Origin of the sequence: Thiohalocapsa marina (assembly GCF_008632335.1) — a bacterium.
Lineage (GTDB): Bacteria > Pseudomonadota > Gammaproteobacteria > Chromatiales > Chromatiaceae > Thiohalocapsa > Thiohalocapsa marina.
The window spans coordinates 205,694-222,435 of sequence record NZ_VWXX01000004.1 but is presented as its reverse complement, the minus strand read 5'-3'; the positions used below and the strand labels follow the sequence as shown (position 1 = coordinate 222,435).

16 protein-coding genes are annotated in these 16,742 nt (G+C 66.8%); 1 reads left to right on the top strand and 15 read right to left on the bottom strand.

Annotation, left to right across the window (positions count from 1 at the left end; translation table 11 throughout):
- The first annotated feature begins 66 nt into the window (after window positions 1-66).
- Complete coding sequence (locus F2Q65_RS04940; RefSeq protein ID WP_246155978.1) at window positions 67-378, top strand: efflux RND transporter permease subunit; 312 nt, start codon at window positions 67-69, stop codon at window positions 376-378.
- Window positions 379-700: 322 nt separating this feature from the next.
- Here the strand turns inward: F2Q65_RS04940 and F2Q65_RS04935 are convergent, their stop codons facing one another.
- From F2Q65_RS04935 to F2Q65_RS04865, 15 genes are all read right to left on the bottom strand, one after another.
- Complete coding sequence (locus F2Q65_RS04935) at window positions 701-1,213, bottom strand: DUF3124 domain-containing protein (RefSeq protein ID WP_170265531.1); 513 nt, start codon at window positions 1,211-1,213, stop codon at window positions 701-703.
- A gap of 138 nt (window positions 1,214-1,351) precedes the next feature.
- The gene (locus F2Q65_RS04930; protein WP_150091003.1) at window positions 1,352-1,960 is read right to left on the bottom strand and encodes a DUF3611 family protein; all 609 of its coding nucleotides are present in this window, start codon (window positions 1,958-1,960) and stop codon (window positions 1,352-1,354) included.
- Between the two features lie 77 nt (window positions 1,961-2,037).
- Window positions 2,038-3,894, bottom strand: a complete 1,857-nt coding sequence (locus tag F2Q65_RS04925; RefSeq protein ID WP_150091001.1) for a V-type ATP synthase subunit A — start codon at window positions 3,892-3,894, stop codon at window positions 2,038-2,040.
- Between the two features lie 30 nt (window positions 3,895-3,924).
- Window positions 3,925-4,599 (bottom strand): DUF2764 family protein, encoded by a 675-nt coding sequence (locus F2Q65_RS04920; protein WP_150090999.1) that lies wholly within the window; start codon window positions 4,597-4,599, stop codon window positions 3,925-3,927.
- 15 nt (window positions 4,600-4,614) lie between these two features.
- On the bottom strand, window positions 4,615-5,358 hold the full coding sequence (locus F2Q65_RS04915; RefSeq protein ID WP_150090997.1) for a hypothetical protein: 744 nt from the start codon (window positions 5,356-5,358) through the stop codon (window positions 4,615-4,617).
- Window positions 5,355-5,801, bottom strand: a complete 447-nt coding sequence (locus tag F2Q65_RS04910) for an ATP synthase subunit C (RefSeq protein ID WP_150090996.1) — start codon at window positions 5,799-5,801, stop codon at window positions 5,355-5,357. The genes F2Q65_RS04915 and F2Q65_RS04910 overlap by 4 nt, the downstream gene beginning before the upstream one ends.
- A complete protein-coding gene (locus tag F2Q65_RS04905; protein WP_150090995.1) occupies window positions 5,798-7,603 on the bottom strand; it encodes a V-type ATP synthase subunit I in 1,806 nt (601 codons plus the stop codon). Before F2Q65_RS04905 ends, F2Q65_RS04910 begins: the two co-directional genes overlap by 4 nt.
- Window positions 7,600-8,205: a V-type ATP synthase subunit D gene (locus F2Q65_RS04900; RefSeq protein WP_150090994.1), complete on the bottom strand. Its 606-nt coding sequence runs from the start codon at window positions 8,203-8,205 to the stop codon at window positions 7,600-7,602. Before F2Q65_RS04900 ends, F2Q65_RS04905 begins: the two co-directional genes overlap by 4 nt.
- Before the next feature lie 51 nt (window positions 8,206-8,256).
- Entirely contained in the window at window positions 8,257-9,627 is a 1,371-nt protein-coding gene (locus tag F2Q65_RS04895) for a V-type ATP synthase subunit B (protein WP_150090993.1), read from the bottom strand.
- Window positions 9,628-9,771: 144 nt separating this feature from the next.
- Window positions 9,772-11,640 (bottom strand): SLC13 family permease, encoded by a 1,869-nt coding sequence (locus tag F2Q65_RS04890; RefSeq protein WP_150090992.1) that lies wholly within the window; start codon window positions 11,638-11,640, stop codon window positions 9,772-9,774.
- Between the two features lie 68 nt (window positions 11,641-11,708).
- Window positions 11,709-12,359, bottom strand: coding sequence for a 3-oxoacid CoA-transferase subunit B (locus F2Q65_RS04885; RefSeq protein WP_150090991.1), 651 nt, complete (start codon window positions 12,357-12,359; stop codon window positions 11,709-11,711).
- Window positions 12,360-12,392: 33 nt separating this feature from the next.
- Window positions 12,393-13,040, bottom strand: a complete 648-nt coding sequence (locus F2Q65_RS04880) for a CoA transferase subunit A (RefSeq protein WP_150090990.1) — start codon at window positions 13,038-13,040, stop codon at window positions 12,393-12,395.
- Window positions 13,041-13,060: 20 nt separating this feature from the next.
- Entirely contained in the window at window positions 13,061-14,014 is a 954-nt protein-coding gene (locus F2Q65_RS04875) for a phosphate acetyltransferase (protein WP_150090989.1), read from the bottom strand.
- The gene (locus F2Q65_RS04870; RefSeq protein ID WP_170265529.1) at window positions 14,011-15,360 is read right to left on the bottom strand and encodes an FAD-dependent oxidoreductase; all 1,350 of its coding nucleotides are present in this window, start codon (window positions 15,358-15,360) and stop codon (window positions 14,011-14,013) included. The genes F2Q65_RS04875 and F2Q65_RS04870 overlap by 4 nt, the downstream gene beginning before the upstream one ends.
- A 490-nt stretch (window positions 15,361-15,850) precedes the next feature.
- On the bottom strand, window positions 15,851-16,690 hold the full coding sequence (locus F2Q65_RS04865; protein ID WP_150090987.1) for a response regulator transcription factor: 840 nt from the start codon (window positions 16,688-16,690) through the stop codon (window positions 15,851-15,853).
- Between the last annotated feature and the right edge of the window lie 52 nt (window positions 16,691-16,742).

Below are 16,742 nucleotides of genomic sequence, written 5' to 3'. Positions count from 1 at the left end.
GCCAGTACTGTCACGGCATGACCGTGCTCGGTTTTAATTTCCGGTTGCACACCGCTCCCAAGGGCGGTGGCAAATAGTCCGCGCAATCCTGCATTGCGCGTGCTGCCCGTGGCCCGGTTCCCGGACATCGTCCCGCCCCAGGTCTCGGTGCAGGCCTTCTATCCCGGCGCCAACGCCGAGATCGTCGCCGAGACGGTGGGCGTGCGCCTGTCGGACCTGTTCCTGACCACCCTGCAGTCGAATCTGGGCGCGCTCTACGTCAACGACTTCAACCTGTTCGGACTCGCGAGCAAGACTAGAGGGCGCGCAAGGATCCAGCTGGCGTCGACCCAGCCACTCGGCACCGACGCCAGCTGGCCACTCCACACTCACCACTGACCACTGACCACGACCAAGCCCGATGGATATCGTAGATTTTTCACCGATCGGGCGATCCCCCGTTGGGTGAAAGGCAACCGGCCGGGAATCGGCTTTGGAATCAGCCTTTCAGCTGGTGGCTTGCTGCTCTTTCTTAGGATGACCCGTCGGGCATCCGCAAACAGCGCCATGGGTTGGTGGCTGGTATGCCGCGGCGTGGTTGACCGCAGAGTTACAGAGAGCGCAAAGCGTACGCAGCGCTTACAAATACTCTGGCTGGTCTCTGCATTCTCTGCGCCTTTGCGGTTTTAATTGCTAGCTGCTACCGGCTTGCGGCGGATCCTCAACGGCGCTCGATCGGCTCGCCGCGACTCTTGAACGCCACCCCGTCCGGACCAAGCATGATGGCCTCGATGATCGGGCGATTGATCTGCTCCTGCGCTGACCATTCGACCACGAAATTGGCCCCCGATCCGTTGCTGAGATCGCGTCCCTGGATCAGGTATGACGCGGTTGCCATTGGCGCCAGCACCCTTGTCTCATCGACCAGTTCGTCCATGCCGTCGCCGTGATCATCGTGGAGACGCACCTGGTCGATGCGGATCGGATGCTCCGGATCGGTGTTTCTGACGCTCAGATTGATGCTCAGCGGGACGGCGCGGCCATCGTCCGAGTAGAGCTGTGAGTAGGCAGGGACGTAGACGGCCCTGCCTTTTGCCGCCACCTCGGCTGGCAAGCTGCTGCCTTCCGCCGCCCCGCCCAGGGCGGCGTAGGCAAGCTGATCGTCGATTTCGTGCAATTTGTTGGCAATCACGCCCAGGCCGATGATCAGCAGTATCACGGCCGCCGTCGCCATGGCAGTCCGCCCCAGGTCGCGCCCAGGGCGGCTCGGATGCTGGCTCGGATTCCGATCCGGACCACCGCTGTCTAGGTTATCGCGCATCGGTCCAGCCCGCGGCGGAAACGGGCGTCCGTGCCACGGATCGCAGTCCGGTCACGCCTTCGCCTTCTCTGGCGTCGGACGGGTGGTCTGGTAGAGCAGCCAGAGCGAAAGGCCGAGCACCAGCAGTTCCACGGCAAGCATGATCAGCAGCGACGTAAGACTCACCCCGTCGATCGCCGAGATGGCCTGCGCCGGACTGCCGCCAATGGCCGGGGCCACCATGATGCCGGTCTGGGGATTGGCGAGCAGTATGAAGAGCATCCGCCAGGCGGCCCCGAACAGCAGCAACATGGAGAAGAAGATACCGATCGAGCCGGCCCAGATGCCGATCCAGACGGTCTTCACCAGTGAGGTCAGTGGCGGAATGCTGGCGGGATCGGCGATCCGCTTGGCCACCCTGGTGTAGTGGAAGAACCAGTAGGCCGTGAAGACTGCCACCAGCAAGCTGCCGAAGGACAGGTAGTTGCTGAGATCGACGCCCTTGCGTGCGGCGGAGTCGGGGGTCGCGAAAAACAGCACATAGACTGCCAGCAAGACGGGCACCGTCAGCAACGCGAGCTGAACGTAAAGGCCGATCCAGCCGAGTCGGGAGAATCGTGCCGCAAGCCGTTCGGGATTTGCCGGCGGCCATTGACAGGAAGCAACGAAGCCAGAATTCATGATTGATAGACCCTCAGCAAGAGTTGATTGAACTCAGCGACAGAAACATGGGTACGGGCGTGTCACGTCGTTCGATTTTACGCCCGGCCACCGGAACGGATCAGTACATCGATCTCGTCGAGCAGACGCTGATAATCCGGCGATGCACTCGCTGCGTAATGGAAGTTCTTGAACAGCCCGATAAGCCGGTTGAAATGCTGCCGTACCGCCTCCTTGTCCGGGTAGTTGTCATTCTGCTCCAGGATCGACCAGAGCCGATCAAGCACGAGCTTCTGGCGCTCCATGGGCACCGAGGCGTCGACCGCGTCGAAGGCATCCTGCTGCAGGAAGACCATGTCGAGACAGAGCGCCTTCTGATAAACCACATAATCCTCGGTTGTTATACCCTCTTCGCCGGTGACCTGCATCATCTGCTGCACGGAATCGCCGCGCACCAGGAGCTGCTTGAGTACCTCGACCCGCTCGGTCCAGGCCGGATCGAGGTGCTGGGCGTACCAGTCGGACAACTGCTCCAGGTAGCGCGACCAGGAGATCAGCGGGTCGATGGCTGGGTAGAAGCGCCGGTAGGCCCGGTCGTAGGAGAGCCCCAGAAAGCTCTTGACCGTGCTCAGGGTGCCCTGGGTCACCGGCTCCTCGAAGTTGCCGCCGGCCGGCGAAACGGTGCCGATCATGGTCAGGCTACCCTGGCTGCCATCGGCGGTACGGATGAGACCGGCGCGCTCGTAGACACTGCGGATGGCCGACTCCAGATAGGCCGGGAAGGCCTCCTCGCCCGGGATCTCTTCCAGCCGCCCCGAGGTCTCGCGCATGGCCTGGGCCCAGCGCGAGGTGGAGTCGGCCAGCAGCAACACGTGGTAGCCCATCTGGCGGTAATACTCGCCGATGGTGATGCCGGTGTAGATGGACGCCTCGCGCGCCGCGACCGGCATGGATGACGTGTTGCAGATGATCAGGGTGCGGTCCATGAGCGAGCCGCCCGTGTGCGGGTCGGTGATGCGCGGAAACTCCTGGATGGTTTCCACCACCTCGCCCGCGCGCTCGCCGCAGGCCACCACTAACACGATGTCGACGTCGGAATGCTTTGCAAGGGCATGCTGCAGCACCGTCTTGCCCGCGCCGAACGGACCAGGGATACACGCAGTTCCGCCGCGCGCCACCGGGAAGAAGGTATCGACGATACGCATGGTGGTGGTCATGGGCTCGTTCGGATAGAGCCGTTCCACCGTGCGCTCGCGCAGCATGTGCTCGGTCAGCGCGCGCCGCACGGGCCAGCGTTGTTTCAGATCCAGCGAGCGCTCCTGGCCCTGCTGGTCGCGGATGCGCGCGACCGGTGTGTCCAGGGTCACGCTGCCCTCCTGGATCCAGGTGACCTCCACCTCGCCGGCCGCATCGAAGGGCACCATGATCTTGTGCGTGAAGCGGCCCTCGGCAACGGTGCCAAGCACGCCGCCCGCGCGCAGACGCGCCCCATGCTGCACCGCCGGCACGAAAGACCAGCGGCGCTCGCAATCGAGCGGCGGCAGATCGACGCCGCGGGGCAGGAACACGCCATGCTCCAGGGCCACCTTGTCGAGGGGGCTCTGCAGGCCGTCGAAGACCTGGCCGAGCAGGCCGGGGCCGAGGATCACCGAGAGCATCTCGCCGGTCTGCTCCACCGGGTCGCCGATGGCGACGGCGCGCGTGTCCTCGAACACCTGCACATCCGCCAGGTCGCCGCGCACGCGCAGTACCTCGGCCTTCAGGCGCTCCTGACGGCCGTCGGGTGCCTGGCGGTGCGGCAGGATCAGCACCACCTCGTTTTTCTTCAGCGCCCGGCGCTGCCCGCCCTCCCAGCCGGCCTCGATGGTGGCGAGACTTTCCTGCACCGCGACCACGCGGGCAGGCGCGTCCCGGCGTCCGGTCTCGGACGGTGTCATGGCTGCATCCTCGGACATCTTGGACAGATCCTGTGATCGGGGCCGGGCCTAACGCCCGGCCTGTGGAATGGAGACGCGCTCGACGAGCGCATCGAAGCGTTGCAGCGCGTGCTCGCCGTCGTAGGTGGTCCAGCGTGCGATCAGATCCCAGCGCAGGACATAGATCACGATCGCCTCGAAGTCGAGATAATGACCATCGCTGAGCCGCTCCAGGCGGTCCCAGACGACACCAAGCAGCAGGCGTTCCAGCTCGGCGGCGGCACCGGTGCGCAGGTGCCGCTCGGCCTCGGGCAGCCATGGAAAGGCGCGCTCGAGGCCGAAGGCGGGCTCGTTCCAGTGGCGCATGAGGTGTCCGACCCAGCGGCCGAAGCCCCAATGACGCTCCCGCGGTGCGGCCTCGCCGCGATGGCGGTGGCGCATGGCCGCAACCAGGGTGCGCATCTCCAGGCGCCAGGTCACGAGCTCGCGCACGAAGCCGTTGCTCATGCCCTCGATCACGCCCTGCGCCTCGCGCACGGCCTGCGCATCCGGGCGCCCCGGCGGCTGCTGCGCCCACTCGAGCAGGCGGCGCGCATCCTCCAGGCAGCGCAGTTCCTCCTCGGCGAGCAGCGCCAGGCGCTGGTTCAGACGGAAGCGCGACAGCGGTGTCTGGGTCGCGCCGAACAGCGGCCCATGGTAGGGCAGCGCGCTCAGCAGCATCGCATAGCGGTCGGAGTGGGCCAAGGTCTCTGCACTCCCTTACTTGACCATGCCTTCGAGGATGGCGCGAAAGCGCGGCTGCAGGTGCGCCAGCAGTGTCGCCGCCACGGTCTCGTCGGTCAGGTCGATCCGGACCTCCTGGCCCACCAGGGAAAGCTGGATGCCACGCCCGTTCGGATCGGCCGAGACGCCGAAGGTCACGCCCTCGGCGAGGACGTTGCCGGCCAGCGACAGCACGAAGTGCGACAGCGAGCCCTCGCGCAGTTCCAGCGGGTTGCGCCGCAGCTCCTCCGGCCCCACCAGCGCCCGTGGCAGCGCGACCTCCACCGCCTGACCGGTTTCGACGCCGGCCTGCGCCCGCGCCTGGGCCGCCACCTCCAGGATCAGACGCTCCAGAAAGGCCTCCTGCTCCATCTTGGCCGCGATGAGGCGCCGCACCTCGTCGCTGAAGCGGTCCGCCAGGTCGGCCTTGAGACGCAGTACCGTGTCGCGCATGGCCAGGCGCAAGGCCTCCTCGCCGCCCTTCTGCAGCGCCTCGGCCTCCTGCCGGGCGGTCTCGCGGATCTGTTTTGCGCGCGTCTCGGCCTCGCGCAGGATCCGCGCCGCCTCGTGGTGGGCCTCGGCCTCGATGCGCTCGGCGGCATTGCGACCGACCTGGACCCCCTCGTCGCGCAGGCGCTCGATCAGGGCCTCGACGCCCGAGGAGGCGTGCCCGCCCGGCGTGCCCCGGTCACTTCTGCCATCGTCGCTTTTGCCACTATCAATTCTGGCGGCATTGCTCATCCCGGAATGCCTCCCGCCAGCACCAGCGCGAAGACGAAGGCGAAGACCGCAAAGCCCTCGACAATGGCCGCCGGCGCCAGGGACAGACCGAAGATCTCGGGCTTGGTCTTGCTCGCATGGATCGCCGAGGCGCAGGCCTGTCCCTGACGCATGGCCGAGACCAGCAGCGCGAGTCCCGCGAGAATGCCGATGCCGAACAGCGCCGGCGCCGTCTCCGGGGTCACGTCGCGCTGCAGGCTGAACATGACGACGATGCCATAGATGACCTGCGATGAAGGCATGACCGAGACGCCGATATAGCGCCCGTAGCCGGATTCGGTGTCCACCATGGCACCGATGGCCGCCTGTCCGGCCACGGCGCAGCCGATGACGCTGCCCATGGCGCCCAGGGCCATGGGGGCGAAGAGTCCGGCCCAGCCGAGTGCAACGACAAATTCATTCATTCACGCAACTCCGTCCGTTTGAAGGGTTTGAAGGGATAGCCCTCGCCGGCCAGCGCCCAGTTGTAGAACTCGATGAAGTTGAGGCGCAGTCCGTGCACGACACCGCTCATGAGCCCGAGCAGCAGATTGAGCGTATGTCCCGCGAGGAGGATCAGGATGGCCAGCAGCAGGCCGATGCCGGGCAGCTCGGTGGCGGCGTCGCGCGCGAGGCCGTTGAAGGTCATGGCCATGGAGGCCGAGGCGAGTCCGAGGGCGAACAGGCGCAGATAGGACAGGACATCACCGAAGGCCTGAGTGACCCTGGCCAGACTGCTCAGGCCGTCGAAGATGCGCAGAAAGAAGGCCTTGACGCCATCGATGCGCCGATCGCTGCCGAGCAGCAGCACCACCGCGAAGCCGACTCCCATCAATGCCTGGGCCGTCACCGGCACCCACTCCGGAACCGCCGCGCCCTGGGTGATCCAGAGGGAGAAGGCGCCGAGCATGACAGCGATCCAGCCGATGGCCACGCGCCCGGCGGCGCGCCCACGCTGCGCCCCGGCCATCTCCAGATTGGCCATGATCAGATGCGCCACGCCGATTCCCACCGAGATCCGCATCATGGTGCCGAAGTCGTTGAGGTCGAGCAGGTGCAGTTGCCCCAGGACGCCCTCGGGCGCGGGCGCGAAGCCGAAATAGCTGCCCACCAGCACGCCCCAGAGCGTGGAGGTGCCGACCAGGGTGGCGGAGAGGACGCGCATGCGCTGCCCGAGCTCGCTGCGCCCGAGCCGACCCCAGTAGAGCAACAGCAGGATGCCCAGCAGCAGGGCATAGCCCGCGTCGGACAGGATCATGGCGAAGAAGGCCGCGAACGAGAAGAAGAGCACGCGCGAGGGGTCCCAGGCGTCGTAGGCCGGCACCTGATAGAAGGCCACCAGGTCCTGGCCGGCGGCGATGGCTGGCGGGTTGTCCAGCAGCGTCGGCGGCGCATCCTCGGGATTGGCCGGCTCCACGAGCAGGGCCAGTCCGCGCGCATCGGTCAGCGCCTGCACGGGCTCCAGCGCGGCATCGGGTGCCCAGCCCTGGACCAGGAACAGGCTGTCCTCGTCGCGCGTCTGGGCATGCGCCTGGAGCAGCTGTGCCTGATCCTCCGCCTCGGCGAGATGGCTAGAGAGCAGGAAGATCCAGCGGGTCAGCGCCTGATGTTCGGCCTGGACCTCTTCCATCTCCAGCTCGGCGGCCTCGAGCCGGCGGCGCACCTCCGACAGGCTCAGGGCGCCGGTCTTGGTGCGCGGCACGGGCAGGGCGTCGCGCGGCGGCTCCTCGGCATGGATCACCACCACCCAGGCATGGCGATTGTCGCGATGCACCACCTGCCAGGGCAGCTCCAGCCCCTCCAGCTGAGACAGCTGGCGCCGGGGCAGGATATAGAACCAGAGCTTGCGCCCGGCCAGGTCGGCCTCGGGCGGCAGGCGGAAATCGCCCCAGGGCTCGAGCTCCGCGGCACGCACGGCCAGGGCATCGCGTCGGTCGCTGACCTCGCGCCGGCGCTGCTGATTCGCCAGCACGGCGCGAACCGTCGCCTCCAGGTCGAAGCCGGCCGCATCGCGCACCTGTCGACGCTTGTCGCGCACGTCCTGCAGATAGCGCAGGGCCTGCAAGGCCTCCACCGCGTGGCCGCTGGGCTCCTTCTCGGGCTCGCGCGGGGCCGGGCGCAGCGGGATCAGGTGCAGACAGCCCAGGTCCTGCAGCGCCTGGAGCACCGCGTCCTTGTCGCCCGCGAGACCGGCGACGGTCAGGCGGTTCAAGCTCAGGATACTCATGCGAGGGACTCCCGCAGGCGTTTGTTCTTGGCGATCTTCGAGCGCACGATGGCCGCGCGCTCGGCGTCGGAGAGGTAGACGCGGATGCGCTTGATGTTGTCGCGCGTGCGCGGGATCAGGACCTTGTCGAACAGGTTCACGCGCTGGGTGACCTTGCGCACGGCCGCATCCAGCACGGCGATGCGCTGATCGTGCAGGTCCTCCTCCACGCGCAGGCGCAGCATCTCGGCGAGCAGCTCCACCAGGGTGTCGACCCAGTGCGGCTTGCCGAGGAGGCCGTAGTCGGCTAACTGGATATCGATCTCCTCCAGCCGCGGCAGACGGGCCCCGAGGACGTTCTCCTCCCCAAGCCGCAGCCCGCGCAGACGTACCAGGTCGTCGAGCGGTACCTCGGTATTGGCGAGCATGGGCAGGGTCTCGCGCACGCGCTCGCGCAGCGCCGCGATGCGCTGGCGGGTCTGCTGCTGCGCGGCCACCTCCTTGGCGCGCTCGGCCATGAGCTGGCGGCGCTTGAGGTCGAGCGAGGGCAGGAAGCGCTCGTAGGTGCGCAGCGCCTGGTTCTGCTTGGCGAGCGAGGTCTTGCTGAGGCTGACGCGCGACATGGTGTTGATCCGCTTGCGTTAGGACGGCGTTGGGGCCGCGTTAGGGCCGCCTTAGGCCGCCGTCGGCAGGCGCTCGTCGTCATCGAGCCGCGGCAGATACTTGTCCATGAGGCTCTCCTTCATCAGCAGCTCGTCGCGTGCAAAGCACTCGGCCAGGGTCTGCCAGCAGAGGTCCAGACCCGCCTCCAGCGGCAGGCTGACGTCGATGTCCATGAATCGCTCGCGGAACAGCTTGCCGAACTTCAGCAGCCGCAGATCGAATTCCGACAGGTCGAAGGCCATAGCCTGCTTCTGCTCGGCATCGCGGGCGCTCGAATAGAAGCGGATCATGGTGTTCATGATCTGGCCGTGGTCCTCGCGCGTGACCTTGCCGATCACATGCTGCTTGAGGCGCGAGAGGGAGCCGAAGGGATCGAGCATGCGGTCGTGCAGATAGAACTGGCCCTCGGTGATATAGCCGGTGTTGTCGGGCACCGGGTGCGTGACATCGCCGCCGGGCATGGTGGTGACGCTCAGTATGGTCAGCGAGCCGCCGTCCTTGAAGTCGGCGGCCTTCTCGTAGCGGCGCGCGAGCTGCGAATAGAGGTCGCCCATGTAGCCGCGGTTGGAGGGCACCGCCTCCATGGCGATACCCACCTCCTTCATGGCATCGGCATAGGCGGTCATGTCGGTCAGCAGCACCAGCACGCGCTTGCCTTCCTCCACCGCAAAGCGCTCGGCCACGGCCAGCGCCATGTCCGGCACCAGCAGCCGCTCCACCACCGGGTCGGAGGCCAGGTTGACGAACATCACCGTGCGTGCGAAGACGCCGGCGTCCTCGAAGCGGCGCACGAAGTAGTGATAGTCATCGAAGATCATACCCAGCCCGCCGAAGACCACGATGTCGGCGTCGGCCTGTATGCCGATGCGTGCAAGCAGGGCGTTGTAGGGCTCGCCGGCCACCGAGAAGATCGGGATCTTCTGGCTCTCCACCAGGGAGTTGAAGATGTCGATCATGGGCACATCGGTGCGCACCATCTTCGAGGCGAGCAGGCGCCGGGCCGGGTTGGCGGATGGGCCATCGATCTCGATCTTCGGGTCCTGCGACAGGCTCGGGCCGGTATCGAAGGGGGTGCCGTCGCCGCGAAAGACCCGTCCGAGCACGTTGGCCGAGTAGGTGACACGCATGGGATGGCCGAAAAAGCGCACCGAGGCACGGGTGGTGAGCCCCTTGGTCCCGGCGAAGACCTGCAGCGAGACCAGCTCACCCTCGAGCTTGATCACGCGCGCCAGGGACTTGAAGCCGCCGGGGTCTTCCACCAGCCCCAGATCGCCGTAGGCAACGGCCTGGGCATCCGCCGCCGCTGCTGCCGGCACCGAGATCTTGAGCAGATCGCCGACGATGGCGACGACCTTCGAGTAGCGTACAAGGCTTTGGGACATGCGACCTCTTTCCTCGTCTGTCTGCGCGCGGTGTCTGCCATGGTGGTCCCGCTGCTTCACGGCGACGGGACTCAAGTCAGTCTAGGGCCTCTTTCTATCGGGAGGCAACCAGGGACGACCGCAACATGCGCCTATAAGAATCTGTTAATAAAATGGAAATAGCCAGGGCACCAACACCAGAGAGACGCTCATCACGATCAGGACGAACGGCAGCCCGATGCGCAGGTAGTCTGCAAACCGGTAGTTACCCGCAGTCGCGACCATGGCGTTCGGCGGTGCGATGGGCGTCATGAAGGCCGAAGACGCCGCCAGCGCGACCATGATCGCAAAGGGATAGGGCGAGGCGCCAAGCTCCGCGGCCAGGGCCAAGGCCACCGGGATCACGAGCACCGCGTTGGCGGCAGCGACCACGAACAGGCCGATCAGGACGGTGACCAGATAGAGCGTGGCCAGGATGACGTAGGGCCCCGCCTCGCCAAGCAGCGCGACCAGCGTGGTGGCCGCGAGATCGATCCCGCCCGTGCGCTCCAGCGCGATGCCGAAGGGCAGCATGCCCGCGATGAGCACCAGGGTGCGCAGGCTGATGGCGCGATAGGCGCTGTCGAGATCGATGACGCGAAACAGGCCCATGAGCAGACAGCCGATGAGCGCGGCCTGCACCGCCGGCACCAGATCGAGCACCATGAGACCGACGGTGACGGCCAGCGCCAGCAGGGCGAAGGGGGCCTGCCTGGCCGCCGGCAGCACCTCGTCGAACTCCTTCGGCAGGTTCAGGGCGATGAGGTCGCGCCGGTCGCCGCGCAGCTGGCTGATGGCCTTCCAGGGGCCGACCAGCAGCAGCGTATCGCCTGGCCGCAGGCGGTCTTCGCGCAGTTGCTCGGGGGTATGGGCCGTCTGGCCCCGACGCAGCCCGATGACGCTGAGATCGAGCGCACTGAGCCGGCGCAGCTCAGCGAGCGTCTTGCCCAGCAGGCGCGACTCGGCGGGCACCATGACCTCGGCCATCCCGACCTCTTGGGCCCGATCAGTGAAGTAGGCGCCCGAGAGCGGCAGGGGCTCGAGCCCAAGCGCCTGACACCGGGCAGCAGGCTCGGCGATCGGGGTCGGGCTGTCGATGAGCAGGATGTCGCCGGCGGCGATCTCGGTCGCGGCATCGGGCGCGATCAAAGCAGCGCGCAAGGGCCGCTTGCGCTCGATGGCCAGCACGACGGGCTGCGGAGGAGGCTCTAGCCCGGCTTCCAGCCCGAGCTGGCCCTGGATCCTGCTCAGGGGCTGACCCATGAGCGGTGAGCCCGGGCGCACGCGCACGCGTAGCTCGCGGTCCGCAAGGCCATAGGCCTCAACCCAATCCCCGAGACTGGCCTGCTTGCCCGCCGCTGGACCGCTCGCGCCGCCAGCCGTGCGGTCATCCTTCAGCCAGCGCCGGGCGAACATCATGTAGGCGACGCCGAGCAGCAGGATGGGCAGGCCGATGGGTGTGAGGGTGAAGAAGTGCATGCCCTCGGTGCCCGTGCGCACGAGCTCGTAGTTCACGATCAGATTCGGCGCCGCCGCCACCAGGCTCAGCATGCCGCTGATCAGGGCGGCAAAGGACAGCGGCATCAGCACCTGCGACGGCGACATGCCGGTGCTCTGGGCGATGCGCAGCGCCACCGGGATGAAGATGGCCACCACGCCCGTGGAGTACATGACCGAGCCCAGCGCGCCCACCATGAGCATGAGCATGGCGACCAGCCGCGTCTCGCTCTTGCCGCCGCGGGCGACCAGCCAGTCGCCGAGCCCCTTGGCGATACCGGTGCGCGCAAGCCCCTCGCCGATCACGAACATGGCCGCGATCAGGATGATGTTCGGGTTGCTGAAGCCGGCAAGGGCCTCGCGCATCTCGATGACACCGGTGAAGGGCAGCGCGACCATCATGGACAGGCCCACGGCATCGGCGCGGGGCCGCCCGAGGCTGAACATGGCGACGGCGGCGATCAGCAGCCCGAGCACCAGCATGAGATCAAGACTCATCCGGTCTCCCCGCAGCGCCGTGCCGAACGAGGCGCCGGCATGTCGATGAGCGAATCCATGCGCATCTGTCAGATTGGCATGGTCGGCACATGGTCTGGCACCTCGAGCACCGCCTCGGTCGCGGCCAGCACCGCATCGACACCGACACCGGGCGCGACCTCCTGCAGACGCAGGCGGCCCGCGACGACAGCAATGACGGCCAACTCGGTGACGATGAGGTCGACCGGCCTCACCGAGGTCAAGGGCAGGCTGCACTGGGATACGATCTTGGGCTTGCCCTTGACCGTGTGCTGCATGGCAACCACCACCTGCTTGGCACCCGTGACCAGGTCCATGGCCCCACCCATGCCAGGCACCATCTTGCCCGGAATCATCCAGTTGGACAGATGCCCACTGCCGTCGACCTGCAGGCCGCCCAGAACGGTCATGTCGACATGACCGCCCCGCATCAGACCGAAGGAGAAGGCGCTATCGAAGGTGCAGGCCCCGGGCAGCGCAGACACCGCCTGCCCGCCGGCATCGGTGAGTTTCGGATGCGCAAAGCCCGGCTCCGGGACGGGACCCGTGCCGATCAGCCCGTTCTCGGATTGAAAGAAGACGTCGATCCCCGCTGGCACATGGTTGGCGACCTGCGTCGGGATACCGATGCCCAGATTCACGAGCATGCCAGGTTGCAGCTCGAGGGCGACGCGCTTGGCGATGAGTGTTTGTGGATTCATTGGCACTCGTGTAATTCGGGGATGCACGCCCCCTCAATGATTCGCGACGATGTGGTCGACCACCGCGGCAGGCGTCATGACATCGTCGGGCGAGATCACGCCCACCGGGACGATGTGATCGGCCGTGGCCATGACCCTGCTGCCGGCCATGGCGACGATGGGATTGAAATTGCGCGCCGTCAGCAGGTAGTGCAGGTTGCCGCTGTAGTCGGCGTACATGGCGTGCACCAGGGCGAAGTCGGCTGTCAGCGCCGTCTCCAGCAGATAGTCCTTGCCTTCGACCTCGATCCGCCGCTTGCCCTCTTCGGCCAGGGTGCCGAGGCCGGTTGGCGTCAGCACGCCGCCAAGCCCGAAGCCGCCGCAGCGGATGCGCTCCACCAGACTGCCCTGGGGCACCAGCTCCACCTCCAGCGAGCCCGCGTGCATCTGCTGCTGCGTCTCCGGGTTCAAGCCGATGTGGCTCGTGATGACCTTGCGCACGCAGCGGGCAGAGATGAGCTTGCCGACGCCCATACCAGGCCGGGCCGTGTCGTTTGTGATGAGGGTCAGATCGCGCCGACCCTGACGCACGAGCTCGTCGCAGAGACGCTCCGGGGTGCCAACGCCGACGAAGCCGCCGACGGCAAGGCTCGCCCCGTCCGGGATGGCGGCAACCGCCTCTTCTAGCGAAATGCGTTTCATGCTGGATGCCTCCGCAAGGTTCAGCCGTCCAATGCCCCGGCCAATGCCGCAGACGCCTTGCGGCGCTGCGCCACCAGGGCGGCGACGGCGCAGGAGGCGAGCCGGCTCTGCACCGTATCGGCCCGGCTGGTGAGCACGATGGGGACCCTGGCGCCGAGGACGATGCCCGCTGAGTCCGCGCCCATGAGGAAGGCCAGGCTCTTCGCGAGCAGGTTGCCGGCCTCCAGGTCGGGGGTCACAAGGATATCGGCCTCACCGGCGACGGGTCCGGCGATGCCCTTGATGCGAGCGGCCTCCGGGTCGATGGCGTTGTCGAGGGCGAGGGGGCCGTCGAGCAGCGCGCCGGTGATCTGACCGCGATCGGCCATCTTGCAGAGGGCGGCGGCCTCGACGGTCGACTGCAGCTTGGGATTGACCTTCTCCATCGCCGAGACGATCGCGACCTTGGGTGTCTCGATGCCGAGGCAGCGGGCCAGATCGATGGCGTTCTGCACGATATCGACCTTCTCCTCCAGGGTCGGGAAGATGTTGATGGCCGCATCCGTGATGATCAGCGGCTTGGCGTGCCCGGGCACGTCCATGACGAAGCAATGGCTCAGGCGCCGGCCCGTGCGCAGACCGGTGTCGCGCCGGACCACGGCCGCGAGCAGCTCGTCGGTGCTGAGCGAGCCCTTCATGAGGGCCTCGGCACGGCCTGCGCGCACCAGGGCCACCGCCTGCTCGGCCGAGGCCTGGCTGTGCTCGGTGTCCTCGATCGCATAGGCCGAGAGGTCGAAGCCGGCCGCCTGGGCCGCGGCGAGGATCCTGGCGCGCGGCCCGACCAGCAGCGGTGTAATGATGCCTGCCTGCGCGGCATCGACGGCGCCGGCCAGCGCGGCAGCGTTGCAGGGATGGGCCACGGCGATGACCACCGGCGGGGCGGACGCGACGGCGCCGATCAGGCGCTGAAAGTGGGTGCGTTCCGGCGCCGTCATCCCAGCACCTTGCCCAGTCGCGAGGCCGCGATCAGCAACGGCGACCAGGAGGGGCCGAAGGGCGGCGCATAGGCCAGGTCCATGTCGTAGACCTGCTCGACGGTCATGCCGGCATGGATCGCCGCCGCGGCCGTATCGATCTTGTGCGCCGCCGCCTCCGGGCCGACCATGCAGCAGCCCAGCAATTTACGCGTCGTTCGCTCGGCGAGCAGCCAGACCGAGAGCTTGCCACCCCCGCCATAGTAGCCGGCGCGCGTCGAGGAGACGATCTCGGCCGAGGCCGTGCTCAGGCCGGCGTCATCCGCCTCCTGCTGCGACAGCCCAACACGCGCCACCTCCAGGCCGAAGAACTTGAACACGGCCGTGCCGAGCACCGGCGGCGCCGGGCGCTCCAGGCCCATGACGTTGTCGCCGGCCAGTTTGCCCGAGCGGTTGGCCCGCAGGGCCAGCGGAAACCAGACCGACTGGCCGGTCAGGGCATGCCTGGCATCGGCGCAGTCGCCGGCGGCATAGATGTGCTCGTCCGAGGTCTGCAGATAATCGTTCACTGCGATGGCACCGGCAGCACCGCGCTTGAGCCCGGCCGCCGCGGCCAGCTCCGCCTCCGGCCGCACGCCCGTGGCGACCAGGACCAGGTCGGCCTCCAGAGTCCGCCCGGAGGTCTCTATGCGAATGGCCTCGCCAGCACGCTTGAGCGCCTCGACCCGGGTTCCCACCAGCATCTCGACCCCATGCGCGGCAGCCTCGCCCTGAACGAGGCGCTCGCGCTGGCTCTCGGGCAGCCAGGGCAGGATCTGCGGCAGGGCCTCGACGACCGTGACCTTGGCACCCATCTCGGCGAAGTTCTCCGTCGCCTCGAGTCCGATATAGCCGGCGCCGATGACAACCACACGCTTGGGCGGTTTTGCACCCATGGCGGCCTTGATGACGCGTCCGTCCTCCAGGGTCTTCAGCGCATAGGCACCGTGCCCCCAGAACTCGGCGAGACGCGGAATGGGCGGTGCCCAGACCCGCGCCCCGGTGCAGAGGATGAGCTTGTCGTAGCCGAGCGCAAAGGCTCCCTCGGCGTTCGTGCCGAAGACCTTGCGCGCCGCGGGGTCGATGCGCGTGACCTCATGCCCCAGACGCAGGTCGAGGTTGCGCTCGGCACGGAAGCGCTCGGCCGACATCACCTGGAGATCTTCCATGCACTCGTACGGCGGTAATTTGTAGGGCAGCCCGCAGGCACCATAAGAGACGTCCTGGGTCTTCTCCAGGACGATGATCTCGCTGTCGGGGCTTCTGCGGCGCGCCTGACTCGCCGCGCTCATGCCGGCGGCAACGGCGCCGATGATGATCAATCTCATAAGCTCGCTCGACTCCACCCGTCTGGAATTTGCTCTGGTTGATGGGCCAGGGCCGCTGCCCGGGATGCCGCTCTGGACATCCGCCCTGGGGGGCATGGCCGGCATCTGCATCCCCCTGCCAGTTCCATCCGGCTTCATGCCCAGCTTCATGTTTAGCCGGCCTGTTTCTAATCCGTTACAGCGATCCTGCAACCGTTCATTGGCACAGCACCCATTGTGCCCGCTTTCGTGAGTGCCGTGCGCCTGCGACCGCCCCATTCTGGCTGAAGGCTGACTTTCTGAGTCGCACTGCTCAGTCGCGGGCAAGGACTGACGATGACGCTCGGGTACCAGCACTTATCCGGACTCGCGGGATGGCTTGGATGCCCTGCCTGTCATGGCCTTGCACATCTAATAAAGTTTTTTCATTAGCAAGGATGATCCTTGAGGAGACGCTGCTTTGTTGGCCATCCTGGCCAAAATCAGCGTCTCCTCAGGGGGCTCGGGGTTTCTATTCGCCATCGAGTTTGTCGGCGCTAAACGCGTCGCACGGCACAGGGTCATTGGGCTCGGCGTCGATCCGACCCTGCCGATACTGGCGCGGGGTAACGCCGAAATGCCGCCGGAAGGCGCGCGTGAAATCGCCCGCATTGCGATAGCCGACCTGCTCGGCAATCAGCTGCACCTGCAGGTCGGTGTCGCGCAGCAGGCTACGCCCGCGCTCCAGGCGCAGCTCTTGCAGGTACTCGAAGGCGCTCATACCGACCTGCTGACGAAAGATCTGGGTGAGCCGCTGCTTGTTGGTACCAACGCGGCGCGCCAGCTCGACCAGGTTGGGCGGGTCGGTGAGCTGTCGGGTCAGGAGCGTGACGGCCTCGGTGAACAGCCTGCGTTCCCGGCGTTCCACGAAGGCCGTTGAGGGCACGCTCAGAGTCGCCTCCATGGCCTGGGTGGAGAGCACCTTCAGCTGCTGTTGCTCGCCCAGTTGGACGAACACCCGCGCCAGCACCTCCTGTGCCGAGAAAGGCTTGGTGATGTAATCGACACCGCCGGCGGCAAAGCCCTGGAGCTTATCCTCCGTCTCGATGGCAGCGGAGAGAAAGATCACCGGAATCTGCGCCGTGTCGCTCTGCGCCTTGAGCTGCCGACAGAGGCTGAAGCCGTCGATGGAGGGCATGTGCACATCCAGCAGGATCAGATCGGGCCGTCCCTCGCGGGCGATACGCAGGCCATCCTCACCATTGAGCGCGACCAGCAGATCGAGACCGCTGTCGGCGAGATAGGCCAAGAGAAGGCCGACAGAGGTTGGCTGGTCGTCGATGATCAGGATTCGCGTGGGCGTATCTGGCATGGATGAACAGGCTTCGAGGACTTCACGGTGTTCATTGTGCCGCAGATCACAG

Excerpts from the sequence above, each read along its gene's own strand:
- F2Q65_RS04885 (WP_150090991.1), bottom strand. The coding sequence starts at position 12,359 with ATGAATCCACAAACACTCATCGCCAAGCGCGTCGCCCTCGAGCTGCAA.
- F2Q65_RS04935 (WP_170265531.1), bottom strand. The coding sequence starts at position 1,213 with ATGGCGACGGCGGCCGTGATACTGCTGATCATCGGCCTGGGCGTGATT.
- F2Q65_RS04930 (WP_150091003.1), bottom strand. The coding sequence starts at position 1,960 with ATGAATTCTGGCTTCGTTGCTTCCTGTCAATGGCCGCCGGCAAATCCC.
- F2Q65_RS04925 (WP_150091001.1), bottom strand. The coding sequence starts at position 3,894 with ATGTCCGAGGATGCAGCCATGACACCGTCCGAGACCGGACGCCGGGAC.
- F2Q65_RS04865 (WP_150090987.1), bottom strand. The coding sequence starts at position 16,690 with ATGCCAGATACGCCCACGCGAATCCTGATCATCGACGACCAGCCAACC.
- F2Q65_RS04900 (WP_150090994.1), bottom strand. The coding sequence starts at position 8,205 with ATGTCGCGCGTCAGCCTCAGCAAGACCTCGCTCGCCAAGCAGAACCAG.
- F2Q65_RS04875 (WP_150090989.1), bottom strand. The coding sequence starts at position 14,014 with ATGACGGCGCCGGAACGCACCCACTTTCAGCGCCTGATCGGCGCCGTC.
- F2Q65_RS04890 (WP_150090992.1), bottom strand. The coding sequence starts at position 11,640 with ATGAGTCTTGATCTCATGCTGGTGCTCGGGCTGCTGATCGCCGCCGTC.
- F2Q65_RS04915 (WP_150090997.1), bottom strand. The coding sequence starts at position 5,358 with ATGAGCAATGCCGCCAGAATTGATAGTGGCAAAAGCGACGATGGCAGA.
- F2Q65_RS04905 (WP_150090995.1), bottom strand. The coding sequence starts at position 7,603 with ATGAGTATCCTGAGCTTGAACCGCCTGACCGTCGCCGGTCTCGCGGGC.
- F2Q65_RS04870 (WP_170265529.1), bottom strand. The coding sequence starts at position 15,360 with ATGAGATTGATCATCATCGGCGCCGTTGCCGCCGGCATGAGCGCGGCG.
- F2Q65_RS04910 (WP_150090996.1), bottom strand. The coding sequence starts at position 5,801 with ATGAATGAATTTGTCGTTGCACTCGGCTGGGCCGGACTCTTCGCCCCC.
- F2Q65_RS04895 (WP_150090993.1), bottom strand. The coding sequence starts at position 9,627 with ATGTCCCAAAGCCTTGTACGCTACTCGAAGGTCGTCGCCATCGTCGGC.
- F2Q65_RS04880 (WP_150090990.1), bottom strand. The coding sequence starts at position 13,040 with ATGAAACGCATTTCGCTAGAAGAGGCGGTTGCCGCCATCCCGGACGGG.